Below are 20,954 nucleotides of genomic sequence, written 5' to 3' on the forward strand. Positions count from 1 at the left end.
GGGGCCCGGGCTTCCCGGGGTTTGGGGTCCCCCCGGTTTAACCCCGGTCCCACAGGATTCATACACTGATCAAAAAACAACCAACACGCCGCCACACCAACCCCGCCGCCCCTCTGCGCACTTCACGAACAACTTATCCACAGACAGGCCCACAGTAAATGTGGGGAAGTCGGTCTGCGCCTGTGTAAAAAACCAAGAAAAACCGTGACTTATTCAGATAGTCATAATCCCGGCAACGCTGATCATTTATTGATCACATCCACACAAGCCACGTTCTATAAGGCCTTTAGGGGATGGCAAACACCTTATCCACAGAAGCGCCAACAGAGAATGTGCACAACCCTGGCAATTGGTGAATTTTGCTGTGGGAAAGTGAATAACCCTTTCAGGAACACCTGAAAGGAGGAGAATTTGATTAGAAACGAGCAAACTGATCACTATTCAACCAACCCCATACAGACCACGTAATACGGCCCTTACAGAGGATAGTGAACAAGTTATCCACATGACCGCGCACAGAGATTGTGGGCAATAATGGCGGAGCAGCAGGTTCGGCTGTGGAGAAAAAGCCCTCAAAAACCGTGGGATAGGCTGATCAATATTTAATCAAGCGCCTGCGAGGTAGAGAATACATGGCCTCCAGGGCTCAGCGAACATGTTATCCACAGCAGCGCCAACAGAGAATGTGCATAAGAAGACTGACGGTATTTCAATTACAAGCAGATTCATTACCTCCTAATAGCCATGCCCAGAGGAATGAGGATCGATTCACCATCCAGACCGTAAGCGTGAATCGAATCCTTCGTTCGTTGGATTTTTGAGTGAGCCGCTAACCATGCCTGATTCTGTTGGTTTTTTTTCGTTGAGTTTGCAACGGCAGCCAGATAGCCCTGGATGTTTGCTTCACGGGTCCTGCTTGTAATAGAAGCTCTGAGAGGAACCCCGGTGTGCGGCGGCGGCCCCGGGACGCGCATCGGCTTGGCGGATATACCAAAAAACTGGCGTAGATTCGCCATCGCTTTGCCGCGCAACTCTGGGTCGGTTGCGAACTCCCACCCTCCCTGGTACGCCCTCATCGCCCCACCAACGGCGGAAATACCAGTCCCTAATGCACTCAGGTAACGACCTTCCTTGACACCTGCAAGCTGCATTGCAGCGCCTGTTATAGCCATTGGTGAGCCAATCATCGACATACGAGCGGCGTACAAGGCAATACCTGTCGGAGGAGACTTCATCGCAGCGAGTCCGGTAGCCGCAATCACAAGTGTGTGGAGGGTAATCGTCAAGACAGACTGTAGCCACTCAGGCATCTGCCCCGTAGGGTCCACAAGATTGACCGGATCCCCCACGCAATAGGCATAGGCATTCAAACCGCCCTTGCCGAACGGACTGAGCGTATCGGGCGTGTGAAAGCGCATCAGCACAGGGTTATAGACCCGATGCCCATTGCCCAGGTGATACCAGCCGGTAGGCCGTTCACGCAGCTGGCCATTGAAACCCAGTTGGTTATGTACAGGTTTGACGGCGCTTTGTGCACCATAGGGCGTATAGGCCAGTAGGTTGCTCCCCACAGGGTCAACGGCTGCCAATGGCGTATTGCGACTATCCGTAGCCAACAGTGTTGTAGTTGCGCACATGCTCTTCACCCAGGAAACGAGGAGGCCTGTGCATAACTCTACTCAATCGGGCCAATCTGCATAACTAGCAGAATTGCTAGGTCAAGCCTTATACATAAGATAAGCCTCACCCGTCACCCGAATCATCGGATGGGGATAGATCTGGCAGGTCTTGACGATTTTGAAGCCGTGTCGCTCATAGAAGCGCCGTGCGCCGGTGTTTTCGGCGTAGTCGATCAGGCTCAGGCCATTGAGCTTCAGCGCGTCGGCACGCTGCTGTGCGCGGTCGAGGAATTGCACGCCCAGGCCCTTGCTGCGCCAACCCTCGTGCAGGGCCAGGCTGGAGATGTAGAGAGTGTCAGGCACTTCCATGTCGTTGTAAGGCGCCAGCACCGGGTCGGAACTCGGCGTGGCCGCCGGATCATGGCGCATCGCATAGCTGTGCATCATGCCGATCACCTGGCCTTCGGCTTCGGCTATCAGGCAGTTCTGGTAGGAGAAGTCCACGCCTTCACGGGCGTAGCGAATCGCGCCTACGTCCAGCAGGTCCTGGCCCGGCTCGGCCAGTTGGCTCCAGATGTAATCGGAAGCGCCTTCGGAGGTGACCTGGAACAGACGGGCGATTTCACGGGCGTCATTGGCTATGGCAGGGCGGAAAACGACGGGCATTTATGGGGCTCCAGAAAAAATGGCGGCGCCTCTGATCGCATGAAAATCAGGGCGCCACGCTATGCTGAAAGGATTTGAACGAATTTATGGGGGCCGAACTCTGTGGGAGCGAATTCATTCGCGAAGACTTTATATCCGTCGCAGCAAGGGCGTCGAATGTACTGGCGTCTTCGCGAATGAATTCGCTCCCACAATCCCTTCCAATTCACAGTCTTTGCAACGTTGTATCAGCGCACCACACCCTCTTCCACCAACAGCTTGAGAATCGCCGCAGCGCCCTCTTCCGGGCTGACACCCTTGAGCACCTGGCCACCGCCGCCGCTGGCCTTGGCGGTCGCGGCCTTCATCCGGTCGGCGCCGCTCTTGGCCTTGATCACTTTCAGGCGCTTGGGCCGTGGTTTGGCCGGTTGCAGGGCGTTGCCTGTGAGTAACTCGTCGATCACCACTTCAACTTCCTCGGCCCCCAGCACACCGCGCTGGGCCGGGCCGTAGGCGCTTTGCCGCGCTTTGGGTGCAGCGTTATCCACAGTGGCCATGAAGGGCAGCCGCACTTTCAGGCGACGTCGCTGGCCCCGTGGCAAGGCTTGCAGGACCAGGGCCACGCCATTGTCCAGGGATTCGACTTCGGCCAGGCCCACCACCAGCGGCCAGCCGAGCTTCTCGGCCAGCAGGAACGGCAGCATGCCCGAGCCTTCGCCGGTTTCCGCCTGGCTACCGCTGAGGACCATCTGCACATTGGAGTCGCGAATGTAGTCCGCCAGGGCTGGCAGCGCATCGGCGCCTTCTGGCTGCTCCAGCACATGCAACTCGTCCAGCCCCATGCCCAGATAGGCGCGCAGGGCCGGCTCTGCGACGTTGCCGGCATGCAGCACATGCAGGTTTTTCCCTGCCAGTTGCAGGCCCAGTTCAACGCCACGGGCGTCCTGCTCGGCACGGCGTGGCCGCCCCGAGGTCGGGTGGGCGCCGATGGAGACCAGGCTGATGATATGCACTGCATTGTTATCCACAGGTGAACTCGCTTGATCAGGCCGCATCACGTTTTGCCTCATTGCGGTACGCCTCGACGGCGACGATCAGGGCCTTGAGGATTTCGGCGCTTTCGCCGATCACCGACAGGTCTGCCCGTTTGATCATGTCGCAACCGGCATCCAGGTTGATCGCCACGACCTTGTCGCAGGCGCCGATGCCCTGCAAATGCTGGATCGCGCCGGAGATACCCACAGCCACATAAACCCGTGCGGTGACCCAGGTGCCGGACGCGCCGACCTGACGATCACGGGTCATGAAGCCATCGTCCACAGCCACCCGCGAGGCTCCTTCGGTCGCGCCGAGGGCCGCTGCAGTACGGTGAAACAGGTCCCAATCCTTGACGCCGTTGCCGCCAGAGAAAATGAACTCGGCTTCGGCCATGGGAATGGCGCCCGGGTCCACGGCCACGGCACCGAGGTCTTCGATACGCGGCAGGCTGCGCGCCACGCTTGTGGATAACTCTACGGGCAAGGCTTGGTGACGGGTTTCGCTGACCGGCTCGGCGCACTCGGCGGCAGCCAGGATCAGGCGTGCCAATGGCCGCGCCAGGTCTTCACGACCCGCGCCGGCCCGACCGATGCATTGCTCATCCTTGACCTGCCAGACCCGTGTAGCCGGGCGCTCGCCCAGGCTGGCGGCGAAACGGCGACCCAACTCGCCACCCCCGCTGCGGCTGTCCGGCAGCAACCAGTGGCGCGGGTTGAACTGGTTATCCACAGCCCGCAGCCCTTGCACGCGCTGCTCCGGTGAATAACCGGCAAACTCGCTGCCTTCCATCACCAGCAGGCGGTCCACGCCCGCTGTAGCGAAGGCGTTTTCCTTGTGCTCGCCAAAGACCACGGCCAGTACTGCGCCGTCCTTGCCTGCCAGGCTGTGGGCCAGACCGAGGAGGTCGCGGTCGTGGCTGCTCAGGCGGCCGCCGACCATGTCCGGTACGACACTGATATAGAAAGCAGGCTCAGCGACCTGATGCAGCGGCAATTGCACTTCGGCAGACGCGGTACGTTTGACTGTGCCGCCCTGCTGCGCGCCGCTGCGGTCGATGCGCTTGATGCCGTTAGGGCCGATAAAGCCGACGCCATGGACGTTCTTGCGCATCAGGCCGTTAGGGCCCATCCAGCTGGCCTGGGTCGGTTGCATGGCCGCATGCAGCGGGTGCAGGCGGTTGCGGGCGATCCACTCAGCGCGAGGATCGCGGCGAATAATGTCGCTCATCAGTGCACCTCCGCAGGTTCACGCTTGGCTGGCGTCGACTTGGCCGCCGGAGCGTCTTCGAGCAGCGCGTCGGCCACCAGCTCGGCGATATCCTTGATCATCGGCCGTGGTTCGACCACGCCTTCAAGCATCGCCGTGCACTGTGGACAACCTACGGCCACCAGTTCAGCACCAGTCTCGCGGATGTCGTCCATACGCATGTCGGGAATCCGCTGCTTGCCGGGAATATCGGTAATCGGCGCGCCGCCACCGCCACCGCAGCAGCGGGAACGGAAACCGGAGCGTTGCATTTCCTTGACCTCGATACCCAGGGCACGCAGCACTTCACGCGGCGCTTCATACTCACCGTTGTAGCGGCCCAGGTAGCATGGATCGTGATAGGTCACGCTGGAGCCTTTGTGCTGGCCCAGGTTCAGTGCGCCACCGCCGATCAGCTCGTTCATGTAGGTGCTGTGGTGCTGAACCAGATAGTTGCCGCCAAAGGCGCCGTATTCGTTTTTCAGCACATGGAAGCTGTGCGGATCGCAGGTGACGATGCGCTTGAAGCTGTATTTGTTCAGGGTCTGGATATTGCGCTTGGCCAGAACCTGGAAGGTCGCCTCATCGCCGAGACGACGGGCAACGTCGCCGCTGTCGCGCTCTTCCAGGCCCAGTACGGCGAAGTCGACGTTGGCCGCTTTCAGCACTTTGACGAAGGCACGCAGGGTACGCTGGTTGCGCATGTCGAAGGCGCCGTCGCCGACCCAGAACAGTACGTCGACGGTCTTCTTCTCGCTGAGCAGGCTCAGGTTGAGGTCCGCCGCCCAGTTCATCCGCCCGCCCGGTGCAAAACCGCCAGGGTTGTCGGTGGCGATCAGGTTGTCGAGGACTTCGGCGCCCTTGTTCGGCGTCGCGCCCTTTTCCAGGGTGAGGTGGCGGCGCATGTCGACGATGGCGTCAACGTGCTCGATCATCATCGGGCACTCTTCCACGCAGGCACGGCAAGTGGTGCAGGACCACAGGGTCTCGGCATCGACCAGACCGTTGACGATCGGCTGATGCGGGTTGCCGCCGTGTTCTCCAATGGCTTTGCCAGGGTAGGGGCTGCCGGCGAACTTGGCGTCAGTACCACCGGCCAGGCCGACGACCATGTCCTGAATGAGTTTTTTCGGATTCAACGGCTGGCCAGCCGCAAATGCCGGGCACGCGGCCTCGCATTTACCGCACTGCACGCAGGCGTCGAAGCCCAGCAGTTGGTTCCAGGTGAAATCCTTGGGTTTTTCCACGCCCAGGGGCGCTTGCGGGTCAGTCAGGTCCAGAGGCTTGAGGCCAGTGGAGCGACCGCCGCCAAAGCGTTCGGCGCGACGGTGCCAGGCCAGGTGCAGGGCACCGGCGAAGGCGTGTTTCATCGGCCCGCCCCAGGTCATGCCGAAGAACAATTCGGACACGCCCCACAGCACACCGACCGCCAGAATCGCCGCCAGCACCCAGCCGCCGAAGTCTTCCGGCAGGATGCCCGCCACCGGCAGGGTGATCAGGAAGAAGCTCAGCGAAAACGCCATCAGGCTTTTCGGCAGGCGCATCCATGGCCCTTTGGAGAGACGGCTTGGCGGGTTCAGGCGGCGGCGATAAACAAAGATCGCGCCGACGAACATCACCGCCGTCATCAACAGCAGGGCGTAACCGAGGATGCGGTTATGCAGGCCGAAACCGTGGACCAGCAACGCCAGAATGATCGACGCCACCGCCCCGCCCGCTGTTGCGACGTGGGTATTGGCAATGTATTTGTCCCGGGCGACCACATGGTGCAGATCGACCATGTAGCGTTTGGGCATGGCCAGCAGGCCACCGAGCAGATCGACCTTGGAGGCACGACCCCGGCGCCACATGGCGACCCGTCGCAGCGCGCCGAGGACACCCAGGCCCAAGGCAGCGAACAACAGGATGGGAAGAAGGGTGTTTAGCATCGAGGTGTCCTCAAGATGCAAGCTACAAGCCTCAAGCTGCAAGAAAGGGCAGCGCCGATCGCGATGCTTTTACTTGCGGCTTGAAGCTTGCGGCTTGCAGCTGCCGTCAGAAATCCTTGCAGAGACGAAGGCCGTCATAGATCGCCGCATGGGTATTGCGCTGTGCCACGCAGTCACCGATACGGAACAGCAGGTAGCCGTCACCCGGTTGGCTCAGCGAAGGTTGCGGCTGGATGGCGAACAGGGCGTCGATGTCGATCTGGCCTTTGTTGCGCGAGCCTTCCTTCAGGGCGTAGTAGATTTCTTCGTCAGGGCGCACACCGTTCTCGATGACGATCTGATCGACCACACGCTCTTCCTTGGCACCGGTGTATTCGTTCTCCAGCACCGCGACCAGCTTCTCGCCTTCGCGATAGACCTTCTCCAGCATCATGTCGCCGGTCATGATGATTTCTTTCGGGTACATGCTGCGGTAGTAAGTCGGGAACGACGTACCGCCCATGGCCACACCCGGCTTGATATCGTCGGTGACGATCTCGACCTGGCTGCCCTTGTCGGCGATGAAGTCGGCGGCAGACATACCGGTGAATTCACAGATGGTGTCGTACACCAGCACGTTCTTGCCCGGTACCACCTTGCCGTCGAGGATGTCCCAGCTGCTGACCACCAAACCTTCGGCCGCGCCCCAGTGCTCGTTCTGCTCGATGAACGGATGACCGCCCACCGCCAGGACGACGATATCCGGACGCAGGTCGAGGATGGTTGCCGCATCGGCAGCCACACCCAGACGCAGATCGACCTTCAGGCGCGCCAGTTCCAGCTGGAACCAACGGGTAATACCGGCGATCTGGTCACGCTGCGGCGCTTTCGACGCCGTGGTGATCTGGCCACCGATGAATTCTTTCTTCTCGAACAGGGTCACGTCGTGACCGCGCTCGGCGGATACCCGCGCGGCTTCCATCCCGGCAGGACCGGCACCGACTACCACCACCTTGCGTTTGGGCCCGGTGGATTTCTCGATGATGTGCGGCACGCCCATGTATTCGCGGGAGGTCGCGGCGTTCTGGATGCACAGCACATCCAGGCCCTGATACTGACGGTCGATGCAATAGTTGGCGCCGACGCACTGCTTGATCTGGTCGACCTGGCCCATCTTGATCTTGGCGATCAGGTGCGGATCGGCGATGTGGGCGCGGGTCATGCCGACCATGTCCACATAGCCGCCTTCCAGAATACGGGTCGCCTGGTTCGGGTCCTTGATGTTCTGCGCGTGCAGGACCGGAGCCTTGACCACTTCCTTGATGCCGGCCGCAAGGTGCAGGAACGGCTCCGGCGGGTAGCTCATGTTCGGGATAACGTTGGCCAGGGTGTTGTGGGTGTCGCAACCCGAGCCGACCACACCGATGAAGTCGATCATGCCGGTCTGGTCGTAATACTTGGCGATCTCTTTCATGTCGTCATGGCTGAGACCATCCGGGTGGAACTCGTCACCACAGATACGCAGGCCAACGCAGAAGTCAGGACCGACCTCCTTGCGCACAGCCTTGATCACTTCCAGACCGAAACGCATGCGGTTCTCGAAGCTGCCGCCCCATTCGTCGGTACGCTTGTTGACCCGCGGGCTCCAGAACTGGTCGATCATGTGCTGGTGTACAGCCGACAGCTCGACGCCGTCCAGGCCACCGGCCTTGGCCCGTGCCGCAGCGCTGGCGTAGTTGCCGATCACGCGCCAGATTTCTTCCGGCTCGATGGTCTTGCAGGTCGCACGGTGTACCGGCTCACGGATGCCCGAGGGCGACATCAGGGTCGGCCAGTGATCACCGTCCCAACGCGAGCGACGGCCCATGTGGGTAATCTGAATCATGATCTTGGCGCCATGCTTGTGCATGGCGTCGGCCAGATTCTGGAAGTGCGGAATGATCTTGTCGGTCGCCAGGTTGACGGACTTCCACCAGCCTTGCGGGCTGTCGATCGCCACGCTGGAAGAACCGCCACAAATGGCCAGACCGATGCCGCCCTTGGCTTTCTCCTCGTAGTACTTCACATAACGGTCGGTGGTCATGCCGCCATCAGTGGCATAGACCTCGGCGTGCGCGGTACTGAGGACGCGGTTGCGGATAGTGAGCTTGCCGATCTGGATCGGCTGGAACATTGCTTCGAAAGCCATGACGGAAACCTCGACTTACAACGGCTTGACGGTGAACAGGCCGTCGTCGTGGCCTTCTTCAGAGCCACCGTAGACTTGTTCGGCAACGGTACGGATCGAGCTGCCGCGAGCGGCGAGGATCTGATCCATGGCACCGGCGAACCAGCCGGTGAACATGTAGTCGACCTTGCGACCGACCTTGCCGTACACGTAGACAAACGCCGAGTGTTCCAGCTTGACGCTGCAGGTGCCCTTGTCCAGGTCGATGTCCTGGATCTTGAACAGACCCCAGCCGCGCTGCGACAGACGCTTCATGTAGTGCTCGAACACCGCAACGCCTTCCAGGCCGTGGCATTCGGCTTCTTTCTCGCACCAGTGCCAGGCGGACTTGTAGCCGGCCTTGTAGAGGATTTCGGCGTACGCGTCAGCGCCCAGGACTTCTTCGATACCCATGTGGTTGTTGACGAAGAAATGGCGTGGCACATACAGCATCGGCAGGGCGTCGGAAGTCCAGACACCGGTTTCGCTGTCGACTTCGATTGGCAATTGCGGGGCGATCTTGGCCATGGAAACTTAACTCCAGAAAATTCGGTTTGATGCCCTCTCCGCAAACGGGAGAGGGAGAAATTCAATAATCGACGAGGCTTATTCGCCCCAGACGTCGGCCAGGATGCGTACCCAGTTTTCGCCCATGATCTTGCGCACCACGCGTTCCGGGTGGCCGCGTTTGAGCAGGGTTTCGGTCAGGTTCGGGAACTCGCCGACGGTACGGATACCCAGCGGGTTGATGATCTTGCCGAAGCTGGTCAAACGACGGGCATAGCCCTTGTCGTGGGTCAGGTACTCAAAGAAGTCCTGGCCATGGCCCTGGGTGAAGTCGGTGCCGATACCGATGGCGTCTTCACCAACGATGTTCATCACGTACTCGATCGCTTCGGCGTAGTCGTCGATGGTGGAGTCAATGCCCTTGGCCAGGAACGGCGCGAACATGGTCACGCCGACGAAGCCACCGTGGTCAGCGATGAACTTGAGTTCGGCATCGGATTTGTTGCGGGGGTGTTCTTTCAGACCCGAAGGCAGGCAGTGAGAGTAGGTCACCGGCTTCTTCGATTCGAGGATGACTTCCTCGGAGGTCTTGGAGCCGACGTGGGACAGATCGCACATCACGCCGACACGGTTCATTTCGGCGACAATTTCGCGACCGAAGCCCGACAGGCCGCCATCACGCTCGTAGCAACCTGTGCCGACCAGGTTCTGGGTGTTGTAGCACATCTGCACGATGCCCACGCCCAGTTGCTTGAAGACTTCAACGTAGCCGATCTGGTCTTCATAAGCGTGGGCATTCTGGAAACCGAACAGGATGCCAGTCTTGCCCAGCTCCTTGGCCTTGCGGATGTCGGCGGTGGTACGCACCTGCATGACCAGGTCGCTGTTCTCGCGAATCAGCTTCTGGCTGGAGGCAATACTGTTGACCGTGGCCTGGAAACCTTCCCAGACGGAGACGGTGCAGTTGGCCATGGTCAAGCCGCCCTTGCGCATGTCCTCGAACAGCTCACGGTTCCACTTGGCAATGATCAGACCGTCGATAACGATGCTGTCGGCGTGCAATTCGGCTGGGCTCATCAGGCTGTCCCCTTATAGGTGCTATGCGCCGAATCGGCTGTCGGCGCTATTGGGGCCAGCATAAGCCCGAGGGTCAGGCGAGCCGGGTGCAAAAACGACAGGGGGTTTGCCGAAAGCGTCAAGAAACGACAATGGGCGACAGGACGCGGTTACGTTACATCTTGCAAAACTGTTCTTTGGCCCGCGCTTGAGCCAGAATTCGACGCATCTAATGGATCGGAGCGACCTAATGAAAACGATTTTCCTGGCCTTGGCTCTTTTCACGACTGCTGCCCATGCGGCGCAGGACCCGGACCGCAACCCTTGCGACGGCGTCGAAGAGGACAAGCAGACCCTGGAATGTTCGAAATACAGTCGGTATACCGCCGAGGAACTGCTCAAGGAAAATTTCAAGAACCTGCAGGAGCGCGTGAATACCCAGTTCGGCGCCAACAAGAGCCAGGCCAACGACCTGATCAGCAAGCTCAAGACTGGCCAGCAGGCCTGGGAAAAGCAGCGTGATGCCGATTGCGCGGTCGAGGTGTTCCCTTCAGCCGCAGGTAGCCTGGCCTACAACATCGCCATGAACGACTGCATCGCCCATACCAGCGATGAGCGCTCGGAGTATCTGGAGTCGGTGTTACAGGAATGATCGCACAATGAGCTACCCTGAGACGCTTATGCATTCAGATAGCGTCCAAGGCTCTCCCATGATCATTTGCGGTATAGAAATCAAAGGCAGTGAAGCCATCTTCGCCCTGGCCACCCGTCAACAGGACGGCGTCGGCCACCTGCCCCTGGCGATCAAGAAAATCGGCCTGGAGGACGATGACGAATCCGCCAACGTCAAGGCCTTCGCCCAGCAGATCGCCAGTTTCGTAAGGGAAAACGGCATCAGCCATATCGTCATCAAGAAACGCAGCAAGAAAGGCGAGTTCGCCGGCGGCCCGACCACGTTCAAGATCGAGACCGTTTTTCAACTGCTGACGGATTGTGACGTGACCCTGCTGTCGCCCCAGACCATCAACGCGCAAAACAAGAAACACGACTTCGCCCTGCCCGCTTCGCTGAACAAATATCAGCATGAAGCGTTCAAGGCGGCGTGTGCGGGGTTGATGAAGAAATAACACTCTGCAGATTGGGGCCAAATACAGGTTTCGTGGGAGCGGATTCATCCGCGAAAAGGCCCGGACAATCGATACATCTCTGTCGCAGGGGCGGCTGCTTTCGCGAATGAATTCGCTCCCACAGTGAGTTGTGTATAGGCTAAGTAAAAACGGTCCGTGCATAGTTAGCGCACAGGTTGTGCCGCCACCCATTGCAAGGTGTAGCTCAACGATTGCGGCAACATCGGCCCGTGGCTCAGGCCGGGGAACAGTTGGTAGCGGACCTTGAGGCTGGCGTTGCGCGCCAGTGCTTCGCTGAATTGCGCCGCGGTGTTCTGGCTCACGCGATTCACGCTGGCCGGTGGCGGCACCACTGGCTCCTGATCACCGCGCATCAGTAACAGATTCAGCGCCTGGCCCTTGAGGCGTTCCTCGAAGCCCTTTTGCTCATCCAGTATCGCCCCGTCGCCCCACCAGAACGACGGGCTGGCGGCGGCGTAGTTGTGGAAATCTCCCGGACGGCTCAACAACGCATGCAAGACCAGCAGGCCGCCGTAGGAATGCCCCCATAGCGTCTGTTGCTGGCGGTTGATGGCGTAGTGAGCCTCGATCAACGGTTTGATGCGCTGCTGCAACAGGTCGAGGAAAGCATCGGCGCCACCGCTGGGCTCATCGGTCAACGGATCCTGCTGGACCGGCACCTCACGCCTGGGGGTGTAATCAAGGGTACGGGCGCTACGGTCGATGCGCAGCGGTGTGTCAGTGCCGATCGCCACCAACAACGGCGGATTGCCCTTGTCCAGCTGTTGCAGCAGGTCGGCATCGAGGGCACCAATGGCTGCATTGCCATCGAGCAGATAAGCGACCGGATAGCCGCCCGCCGGAGCCAGGCGCCTTGGCACAGCGATCCAGAGTCGGTAATGACGCTGGCCGTCGGCTGAGCCCAGGGCCTGTTGCTCGAAGCGATAGGGCAGGTCCTGGCGCTGCAGAATCTGCCCGTTCATTTTTTCATCGGCGGGAGGCTTGGCCTGTGTCGTCGCAACAGCGGCGCAGAGAGCCAGGCCGAACAACACGGCGTAGCGCAGAGAGGTCTTCATACAGGGTCTCGGTATTTGATCCGCAGCCTCCGTAGGACCGGCTTCAGCCGGGAGAGCACCCTCGGGGCTAAAGCCGCTCCTACGGGAAGGCGATGGTCTTAGAAGGACGCGGTCAGGCTGGTGTACAAGGTCCGCCCTGACTCGTTATAGGTGGCCGCGCCAGCCCCTTCGATATTGGTCACGCCCTGGGCGTTGCCTTCTCGGTACAGGCGTTTGTCGAACAGGTTGTCGATACCGGCAGCCAGGCTCAGGTTCTTGTTGATGGCGTAGGTGCCGCTGATGCCGGTCAGCGCATAAGGCGACAGCTGGTTGTTGGCCGTGCCGGTGACGCGGGCGCCGTGGTAGTCGTACTTCTTCGGCGTCTGCTTGCCGTGCCAGGCCACGCTTAGACGCAGGGACAGGGCATCGGTGGTCTGCCAGTCGAGCATCGAGTTCAAGGTGTATTTAGGCGTCACCGAGAGCACGTCGCCGGTTTCCTTGTTTTTCGATTGCAACATGTAGGTGAAGTTATTGTTCAGCTCCAGGCCGTCGGCCAGGGGCACCTTAAGCGTACCTTCAAGCCCTTCGACCAGGGCCTTGGGCACGTTTTCCCACTGAAAGATACTCGCCCGGGCCGTACTGCCGGTGCCGCCCACTGCGGTGCCGACCGGGGTCAGGCCCGACTCGATCTTGTTCTTGTAGTCGTTGCGGAAGTAAGTCAGCCCGGCTAGCCAGCCGTTCTCCTTGTACTCGATGCCCAGTTCCTTGTTGATGCTGTTCTCGGCCTTGAGATCGGCATTGCCTTGCAGGTAGCAACTGGTGGTCTGGCCGTAGCAGCCCTGGCCGTTGCTGTAGAGCAGATAGTTGGGGTTGAGCTGATACAGATTCGGCGCTTTGTAAGCCTTGGCGATCCCGGCCTTGAGGGTGAGGGTATCGGTCAGCACTTGCGACAGATTGAGCGATGGGCTCCAGTTATCGCCGACGATGTCGTGATGATCGAAACGCAGGCCGGGTGTCAGCTTGGTGCCCGGCAGCAGTTCGATATTGTCTTCGACGAACAGCGAGGCAATCCGCGACGAGGCGTTGGTGCTGCGATTGGCGCTGGTCAGCCCGGCCACCGTGCCGCCTGCCGTGGTGGTCTGGGTGTTGGAACTGGGGTCGTCAAGCTTCTGTTCGACCCACTCAGTGCCCAGTGTCAGCATCTGATCGACGCCCAGATGCAGCGGCAGACTCACCTCGCCATGGGCGGTCAGGTCATCCAGGGTCGTGGTGTAGAAATCGCTGTTGGAGAAAATGCCCTCGGTGCCACCGGCCAGGCCTTCGTTGATCCGGGTATTGCGGGTTTTCTCGTATTGCAGGTACGCCAGGCTGGTGCCGAAATCCCAGTCGCCACGGTGGGTCACGGAGAAGGTCTGGCGATACAGACGGTTGGTTTCATGGCCCAGCAGGTTATTGACCGTGGCGTTGGTATTGGTGTTCTGGGTGTCACCGGTATAGATATTGCCCTGGCGGCTGTAGCCGGCTTCCAGGTCTAGGGTCTGCTCGGGCGACAGTTTCCAGCTCAGCAGGCCGTTGAGATCCTTGTTGCGCACGCCTTCGCGACCGGCTGGCAGGGTGCCGACCTGATTGCCAGTACGCAGGGATTCGTGGCCCTGGTTGATATCGGCATCGTCGGAGTCGGTCTTGGCGACATTGCCGTAGACGCGATAGCTCAGGTTATCGGTCAGCGGGCCATTGAGACCGAAGTTCATACGCTGGGTCGTGCCCTCCTCGCCATGCTGGGCGAACGAGCTATAGACCGTCGCCGAACCGTGGGTTTCCTTGCCCGGCTGCTTGGTGATGATGTTCACCACGCCACCCGCCGCGCCGTTGCCATAGCGGGCCGCCGCCGGGCCGCGCAGCACTTCGATGCGCTCGACCTGATCGGCCGGCACCCAGTTGCTGTCGCCGCGGCTGTCCCGCTCACCGCGCCAGCCGTAGCGCACCGAATTGCGGCTGCCCACCGGCTTGCCGTCGACCAGGATCAGGGTGTTTTCCGGGCCCATGCCACGAATATCGATCTGCCGACCGTTGCCGCGCTGGCCGCTGCTGGAGTTGCCGGTCAGGTTGACGCCCGGCATGGTGCGGATGATCTGCGACAGGTCATTGGCCGGCGGGTGCTTCTTGATGTCCTCGGCGGTGATGATCGATACGCCGGGAGCCTGCTTGACCTCCTCTTCGGCTGTTGCCAGCACGGTCTGGGTGGGCAGTTCCATGGCCGCAGGAGCCGGCAAGTCCTGCGCCCGCACAGCGAAGGGCAACAGACAGCATCCTGACAACAGCAGAGTGGACAACGGCAGGGGTGACAGGCGCACAGACATCAGTGATCTCCAGGAACATCGGACTGCGGCGGAGCGCAGCAGGCAAAGAAGATCACGAATGATAATGACTGCTAATTGAGAGTAAAGCGCATTAACTTTCTAAACATTTGCCGCCGCCGGCAAACGAAGGTTCATGCTCAGGCCCCGCTCAAGCCGACTCGCCCACAAACGCCCGCCCTGCAACTCGATAGCCTTGCGCGCGATGCTCAGGCCCAGCCCGAAGCCTTTGCCACAGGCACCGTCCAGCCGTCTGAAGGGTTCGAACATCGGTAGCAGATCCACCTCAGCCACGCCCGGCCCCTGGTCTTGCAGGCTGATCAGCCAGTGATCACCCTGACGCTCACCACGCAAACGAATCACCCCGCCTTGCGGAGAATGGCGGATCGCATTGCGCAGCAGGTTTTCCAGGGCCTGAGCGAGGCTGTCCAGGTGCATATGCACCACGCATTCGGTGCCCAATTCGCAGATCAGCCGCGATGGCGCCCAGCCGCTTTCAAAGCAGGCATCGGCACAGAGCGCTTCCCAGACCGATAGCACCAGTACGTCCTCGCCGGGCAACTGCGGGCGCTCGGTGTCGAGCCAGGCCAGGTCCAGGCTATCGTCGGCCAGGCGCTGCATATCATCGATTTCCCGCTCCAGGCGCTGCTGCAATTGCTCGGTGGGCAGATTGCTTTCACTGGCAATGCGCAGGCGCGCCAACGGCGTGCGCATCTCGTGGGACAAGGCGCGAAGCATCTGCCGTTGTTGATCCAGGCTCTGGCGCAGACGCGACGCCATGTGATCGAAGGCCTGGGCCAGCTCGCCCAGTTCGTCATGACGCAGCGCAACGTGGCTGCCCAAGCCGCTTTCCAGATCGTCGGCGCGCAGGGCATTGGCGCGCTCACGCAGGTCGGCCAAAGGCACCACCAGATGCCGATACAGCACCAGCCCCAGCATCAACGCCAGCAAGGCCGGCACTACGCCATGGGACAGCACATGGGTCCAGGGCGTCAGGCCGCTGGGCAGCAAACGCTCGGGCAGTTGCAGCACCAGACGCCCGCTGTCCGGATGGCGCGGGAATTCGATGCTGACATAAGGCAACTGGTCCTGCAGACGGCGGCTCATGGGCCAGTCAAGCTTGCGCATGTAGGTCAGGTGGCTGGCTTCCTCGGCGGTCAGTCGCTCAGTACCCAGACTTTGCAGACGCGCATCCAGGACAACAAACCAGGTCTGTTCCCGCTGTATCATCTGCTCGCGCCAACGATCGACCGCCCGGGGATCGCCCTGTTGCGCGATGTCCTCGGCCTGGGCCGCATAGCCCTCGAGCATGGCCCGGTCTGGCATTTCCAGAAAGTAGGTGCTGCGCTCGACCTTCTGACCCCAGATCCACACGGTCCAGACCAGCACCAGACAGAAGCACACCTGCAATAGCGCCAGCTTCCATAGCAACGAATGTCGCCGACGAATCATCCCCGCGACGCCCACACCAGCACGTAGCCCTGATTGCGCACGGCCTGGATCTGCAGTTCATGCACGTCGATCGCCGCCAGCTTGCGTCGTACGTTGCACACGTGCACATCCAGGCCACGGTCAAGGCGGGTGTAATTGCGGTGCAGCACATGCTGATAAAGGAAGACCTTGCTCAAAGGCTGGCCGGCATGTTCCTGAAAGGTTTCCAGCAGCCGGTATTCCGAGGGCGTCAGCCCGGCCTTGCCCGCGGCACTGAAAACGTCCTGCTGCACCTGGTCAAAACTCAGTGGGCCACTGGTGACCGGTACCGCAATGGGGGTATTACGCCGATCCAGCGCCACCCGACGCAGCAACGCACCAATGCGCGCATCCAGTTCGGCAAGGCTGAAGGGCTTGGGCAAATAATCATCAGCGCCTTGAGTGAACCCGGTGATACGGTCTTGCTCGGCACCAAGGGCCGACATCAGGATGACCGGTATGCCCTGCTGCTCCCGCAGCCTGGCCAGTAACCCAAGGCCATCCAGGCCAGGCAGCATGATGTCGAGCAGGACCAGGTCGAAGCGCTGTGATTCAGCCAGGGCCAGGCCAGTATCGCCGCGCTCGCAAGCGGTGACCTGAAAGCCCCTGCGTTGCAGATGGTTCATCAACGGCACACGCAGCTGCGCATCGTCCTCGATCAGCAGGAAATGGGCGGAGGTGGCTTGGGCGGAGCTTAATTGAGATACATTCACAGTTGCATGAGTATCTCATTGCCCGTATTTGCTGGCAATCAAGTAGTGGCAGAAAGACATTTCATGTGGGAGCGAATTCATCCGCCAAGGCGGTGTGTCAGCCGATGAAAATGCCCGGATGGGCCGCCCCCTTCGCGGATAAATCCGCTCCCACACCTGCAAATCCTGGCTGGATTAGCGCGACAGCGCCCCGGCGGAGCGCCGATCCTCCCGCGGACACTGGGCAAACCGTGCCTTGTAGCTGCGGGTGAAATACGACGGCGACTCAAACCCGCAGGCAATGCTCACTTCCAGCACACTCATATCGCTCTGGCGCAATAACTGCCGGGCCTTTTCCAGGCGCAGGCCGAGGTAGAAGTTGCTCGGTGTGTCGTTCAGATGCAGACGAAACAGGCGCTCCAGCTGACGGCGGGTCACCTGGATGCCTTCGGCCAGTTCCAGGGTGCTCAGCGGCGGCTCGGTATGTTGTTCCATTTCGCCGATCACCTGCACCAGCTTCTTGTTGCTGATGCCATAGCGCGTCGCGACCTGCATGCGCTGGTGGTCCTTGCGTGGGCGGATGCGGCCAAGCACAAACTGTTCGGAGACTTTGATCGCCAGTTCCGGGCCGTGGGTCTGACCGATCAGGTCGAGCATCATGTCGATGGACGCTGTACCGCCTGCCGAGGTGATGCGGCGGCGGTCGATTTCGAAAAGCTCCTGGGTCACTTGCAGCCGTGGCCAGGTTTCCTTGAAGGCGTCGATGGCTTCCCAATGCATGGTCAGCCGGTAGTTATCCAGCAAGCCCGCCTGGGCCAGGACGAAGCTGCCGGAGTCGATGGCGCCCAAGGTCACACCTTCGTTGTCGAGGCGACGCAGCCAGTGTTCCAGGGCCGGCGTGTAGAACTTCAGCGGCTCGAAACCGGCCACCACCCAAAGGGATGCGCCCTTTTTAAGCGGCTCCAGTGCCGCATCGGCGTTGACCGACATGCCGTTGCTGGCAATCACCGCGCCGCCATCGGCGCTGAGCACATGCCAGCGATACAGCTCACCGCCAAAACGATTGGCCACCCGCAGCGGCTCGACCGCCGAAACGAACCCCATCACCGAGAAACCGGGCATGAGCAGAAAGTAGAAATCCTGGGACATGTGCATTCTCGGCTGGGTTAAAAGTGGCCGCAGGGGCAGCGTAAACAGACAGATACGCTGGTTCCTCGATCCCGGCAAGAGAGCAGGTCGCTGCTGTGCAAGAGCTGGTCGCCGCTGTGCGTTTTCCAAGGCCTGGGGCTGCGTAGTTTTGCACCATCAAAACAAGTCACGCCTAGCCTGCAAGGAACCGAACCCATGAACCATGACGTCATCATCACCTGCGCACTGACCGGTGCTGGCGACACGACCGGGAAGAGCCATCTGGTCCCGATCACCCCCAAACAAATCGCCGCTGCCGCCGTAGAAGCCGCCAACGCCGGCGCCACCGTGGTGCATTGCCACGTGCGTGACCCGGAAACCGGCAAGTTCAGCCGCGATGTCGAGCTGTACCGCGAAGTCATGGACCGCATCCGCGATTCCGGCGTAGACATGATCGTCAACCTGACCGCCGGCATGGGTGGCGACCTGGAGATCGGCCCGGGCGAGCGCCCTACCGACTTCGGACCCAACACTGATCTGGTTGGCCCGTTGGCGCGTCTGGCCCACGTCGAGGCCCTGCTGCCGGAAATCTGTACCCTGGACTGCGGCACCCTCAACTTCGGTGACGGCGACACCATTTATGTATCGACCCCGGCGCAACTGCGGGCGGGCGCCAAGCGCATCCAGGAACTGGGCGTGAAAGCGGAGCTGGAGATTTTCGACACCGGTCACCTGTGGTTCGCCAAGCAAATGATGAAAGAAGGCCTGCTCGACAACCCGCTGTTCCAGCTATGCCTGGGCATCCCGTGGGGCGCTCCGGCGGATACCACTACCATGAAGGCCATGGTCGACAACCTGCCGGCCGACGTGGTCTGGGCCGGTTTCGGCATCGGGCGCATGCAGATGCCGATGGCAGCGCAAGCGGTGCTGCTGGGCGGCAACGTGCGGGTCGGCCTGGAAGACAACATCTGGCTGGATAAAGGCGTGCTTGCCAGCAATGGCGCCTTGGTCGAACGCGCCAGCGAAATCCTCAGCCGCATGGGCGCCCGGGTCATGACCCCGGCCGAAGGCCGCGTGAAGATGGGCCTGACCAAGCGCGGGTGATCACGAACGCTCTCGTCAAACACACATAGCCAGCTGAACTGGAAGGATATTTTGTGGGACCGGCTTTAGCCGGGAAGGCGGCGCCAGCTTCAAAGACGTCCTCCCGGCTAAAGCCGGTCCCACATTATTCCTGTGTTTGCTGCGCGACAACGCTGTGTCAGGGGCACAGCGGGATCTCCCACCGAATAAATTTCAGGAACACACCATGACTTTCATCACCGACATCAAAACCTTCGCCGCTCTGGGTAGCGGCGTGATCGGCAGCGGCTGGGTTGCCCGCGCCCTGGCTCACGGCCTCGACGTCGTGGCCTGGGACCCGGCGCCAGGCGCCGAAGCCGCCCTGCGCAAACGCGTTGCCAATGCCTGGCCGGCCCTTGAGCAAAAAGGCCTGGCCACTGGCGCCTCGCAGGATCGCCTGCGTTTTGTCGCGACCATCGAAGAATGTGTGCGTGACGCCGACTTCATTCAGGAAAGCGCCCCGGAGCGTCTGGATCTGAAACTCGACCTGCACAGTAAAATCAGCGCCGCCGCCAAGCCCAACGCCCTGATCGGCTCCAGTACGTCGGGCCTGCTGCCCAGCGAGTTCTACGAAGGCGCTACCCATCCGGAGCGTTGCGTCGTCGGTCACCCGTTCAACCCGGTGTACCTGTTGCCCCTGGTAGAAGTGGTCGGCGGCACGAAAACCGCGCCAGAGGCGGTGCAAGCGGCGATCAAAGTCTATGAATCCCTGGGCATGCGCCCGCTGCACGTGCGCAAGGAAGTCCCCGGCTTTATCGCCGACCGCCTGCTCGAAGCGCTGTGGCGCGAGGCATTGCACCTGGTCAACGACGGCGTGGCCACTACTGGCGAGATCGACGACGCGATCCGCTTCGGCGCCGGTCTGCGCTGGTCGTTCATGGGCACGTTCCTGACCTACACCCTCGCCGGTGGCGATGCCGGCATGCGCCACTTCATGGCCCAGTTCGGCCCGGCCCTGCAACTGCCCTGGACCTATCTGCCAGCGCCGGAGCTGACCGACAAGCTGATCGACGACGTGGTCGACGGCACCAGCGACCAGCTTGGCAGCCACAGCATCGCCGCCCTTGAGCGGTATCGTGACGACTGCCTGCTGGCCGTGCTGGAAGCGGTCAAGACCACCAAGGCCAAGCACGGTATGGCCTTCAGCGACTAATTCGCAAAACCTGTTGGAGCGAGGCTTGCCCGCGAACCGGACAACTCGGTGGTTCAGATACACCGCGTCATCTCGGCGCGGGCAAGCTTCGCTCCCACCCGGAGTATGAACATGCCCACCCTCACCACCTACACCACCCCTATCCTCGCCGACTGGGTCGATTACAACGGCCATCTGCGCGATGCCTTCTATATGCTGATCTTCAGCTACGCTACCGACGCTTTCATGGACCGCATCGGTCTGGACAGCAACAACCGTGACGCCAGTGGTCACTCGCTATTCACTCTGGAAGCACATATCAACTATCTGGAGGAAGTGAAGCTGGGCGAGCAGGTGGAAGTGCGCACCCAGATCATCGCCCTGGACCGCAAGCGCGTGCATCTCTATCACAGCCTGCACAAAGTCGGCGTTGACGACCCTCTGTCGGCCAGCGAACAGATGTTGCTGCACGTCGACCTGGCAACCGGCCCGCGCTCGGCGCCGTTCAGTGATGCTTCGTGGAGCGCGCTGGAGGGAATTGTCGAGAGCCAGAAGGATTTGCCGGTGCCGCAGTATGTCGGGCGGGTGATTGGGTTGCCGAAGAAAGCTTGAAATGCCCGCGTTCTGATTTGTTGGTGGGAGCACATA

General features: G+C 60.8%; 18 protein-coding genes. 5 read left to right on the forward strand and 13 right to left on the reverse strand.

What is annotated here, in order from left to right; all coding sequences use genetic code 11:
* Positions 1-728 precede the first annotated feature (728 nt).
* From ACCD02_RS00005 to ACCD02_RS00040, 8 genes are all read right to left on the reverse strand, one after another.
* A complete protein-coding gene (locus ACCD02_RS00005; protein ID WP_413297876.1) occupies positions 729-1,637 on the reverse strand; it encodes an RHS repeat-associated core domain-containing protein in 909 nt (302 codons plus the stop codon).
* Between the two features lie 81 nt (positions 1,638-1,718).
* A complete protein-coding gene (locus ACCD02_RS00010) occupies positions 1,719-2,285 on the reverse strand; it encodes an N-acetyltransferase family protein (RefSeq protein WP_413297878.1) in 567 nt (188 codons plus the stop codon).
* A gap of 227 nt (positions 2,286-2,512) precedes the next feature.
* Positions 2,513-3,319, reverse strand: coding sequence for an electron transfer flavoprotein subunit beta (locus ACCD02_RS00015; protein WP_413298307.1), 807 nt, complete (start codon positions 3,317-3,319; stop codon positions 2,513-2,515).
* Positions 3,309-4,529 carry an electron transfer flavoprotein subunit alpha/FixB family protein gene (locus ACCD02_RS00020; RefSeq protein ID WP_413297880.1) on the reverse strand — a complete coding sequence of 407 codons (1,221 nt, stop codon included), beginning with the start codon at positions 4,527-4,529 and terminating at the stop codon, positions 3,309-3,311. Before ACCD02_RS00020 ends, ACCD02_RS00015 begins: the two co-directional genes overlap by 11 nt.
* On the reverse strand, positions 4,529-6,475 hold the full coding sequence (gene dgcB / locus ACCD02_RS00025; protein ID WP_413297881.1) for a dimethylglycine demethylation protein DgcB: 1,947 nt from the start codon (positions 6,473-6,475) through the stop codon (positions 4,529-4,531). Before dgcB ends, ACCD02_RS00020 begins: the two co-directional genes overlap by 1 nt.
* Positions 6,476-6,581: 106 nt before the next feature.
* Complete coding sequence (gene dgcA / locus ACCD02_RS00030) at positions 6,582-8,642, reverse strand: dimethylglycine demethylation protein DgcA (protein ID WP_413297882.1); 2,061 nt, start codon at positions 8,640-8,642, stop codon at positions 6,582-6,584.
* A 15-nt stretch (positions 8,643-8,657) separates the two neighbouring features.
* Complete coding sequence (locus tag ACCD02_RS00035; protein WP_413297883.1) at positions 8,658-9,188, reverse strand: DUF5943 domain-containing protein; 531 nt, start codon at positions 9,186-9,188, stop codon at positions 8,658-8,660.
* 78 nt (positions 9,189-9,266) lie between these two features.
* Positions 9,267-10,244: a dipeptidase gene (locus ACCD02_RS00040; RefSeq protein WP_259101650.1), complete on the reverse strand. Its 978-nt coding sequence runs from the start codon at positions 10,242-10,244 to the stop codon at positions 9,267-9,269.
* 229 nt (positions 10,245-10,473) lie between these two features.
* On the opposite strand from ACCD02_RS00040, the gene ACCD02_RS00045 reads away from it, so the two are divergent.
* Positions 10,474-10,875 carry a lysozyme inhibitor LprI family protein gene (locus ACCD02_RS00045; protein WP_413297885.1) on the forward strand — a complete coding sequence of 134 codons (402 nt, stop codon included), beginning with the start codon at positions 10,474-10,476 and terminating at the stop codon, positions 10,873-10,875.
* Positions 10,876-10,933: 58 nt separating this feature from the next.
* Positions 10,934-11,350 carry a DUF3010 family protein gene (locus ACCD02_RS00050; protein ID WP_413297886.1) on the forward strand — a complete coding sequence of 139 codons (417 nt, stop codon included), beginning with the start codon at positions 10,934-10,936 and terminating at the stop codon, positions 11,348-11,350.
* Between the two features lie 164 nt (positions 11,351-11,514).
* On the opposite strand, the gene ACCD02_RS00055 is transcribed toward ACCD02_RS00050, so the two are convergent.
* From ACCD02_RS00055 to ACCD02_RS00075, 5 genes are all read right to left on the reverse strand, one after another.
* Positions 11,515-12,426: an alpha/beta hydrolase gene (locus tag ACCD02_RS00055; RefSeq protein ID WP_413297887.1), complete on the reverse strand. Its 912-nt coding sequence runs from the start codon at positions 12,424-12,426 to the stop codon at positions 11,515-11,517.
* Positions 12,427-12,524: 98 nt separating this feature from the next.
* Positions 12,525-14,765 (reverse strand): TonB-dependent siderophore receptor, encoded by a 2,241-nt coding sequence (locus tag ACCD02_RS00060; protein ID WP_413297888.1) that lies wholly within the window; start codon positions 14,763-14,765, stop codon positions 12,525-12,527.
* 99 nt (positions 14,766-14,864) lie between these two features.
* Positions 14,865-16,214: a histidine kinase sensor domain-containing protein gene (locus ACCD02_RS00065; protein ID WP_413297889.1), complete on the reverse strand. Its 1,350-nt coding sequence runs from the start codon at positions 16,212-16,214 to the stop codon at positions 14,865-14,867.
* Positions 16,211-16,858, reverse strand: coding sequence for a response regulator transcription factor (locus ACCD02_RS00070; RefSeq protein WP_413298308.1), 648 nt, complete (start codon positions 16,856-16,858; stop codon positions 16,211-16,213). The genes ACCD02_RS00065 and ACCD02_RS00070 overlap by 4 nt, the downstream gene beginning before the upstream one ends.
* 261 nt (positions 16,859-17,119) lie before the next feature.
* Complete coding sequence (locus tag ACCD02_RS00075) at positions 17,120-18,073, reverse strand: GlxA family transcriptional regulator (protein ID WP_413297891.1); 954 nt, start codon at positions 18,071-18,073, stop codon at positions 17,120-17,122.
* Between the two features lie 195 nt (positions 18,074-18,268).
* On the opposite strand from ACCD02_RS00075, the gene ACCD02_RS00080 reads away from it, so the two are divergent.
* The 3 genes from ACCD02_RS00080 to ACCD02_RS00090 all read left to right on the forward strand — a co-directional run bounded on the left by ACCD02_RS00080 (position 18,269) and on the right by ACCD02_RS00090 (position 20,918).
* Entirely contained in the window at positions 18,269-19,156 is an 888-nt protein-coding gene (locus ACCD02_RS00080) for a 3-keto-5-aminohexanoate cleavage protein (protein ID WP_259101643.1), read from the forward strand.
* Between the two features lie 205 nt (positions 19,157-19,361).
* Positions 19,362-20,327, forward strand: a complete 966-nt coding sequence (locus tag ACCD02_RS00085; RefSeq protein WP_413297893.1) for an L-carnitine dehydrogenase — start codon at positions 19,362-19,364, stop codon at positions 20,325-20,327.
* Positions 20,328-20,438: 111 nt separating this feature from the next.
* Positions 20,439-20,918: a thioesterase family protein gene (locus tag ACCD02_RS00090; protein WP_413297894.1), complete on the forward strand. Its 480-nt coding sequence runs from the start codon at positions 20,439-20,441 to the stop codon at positions 20,916-20,918.
* The last annotated feature ends 36 nt before the right edge of the window (positions 20,919-20,954 follow it).

The sequence above is a fragment of the Pseudomonas sp. Pseusp88 genome (assembly GCF_047303955.1).
Taxonomy (GTDB): domain Bacteria; phylum Pseudomonadota; class Gammaproteobacteria; order Pseudomonadales; family Pseudomonadaceae; genus Aquipseudomonas.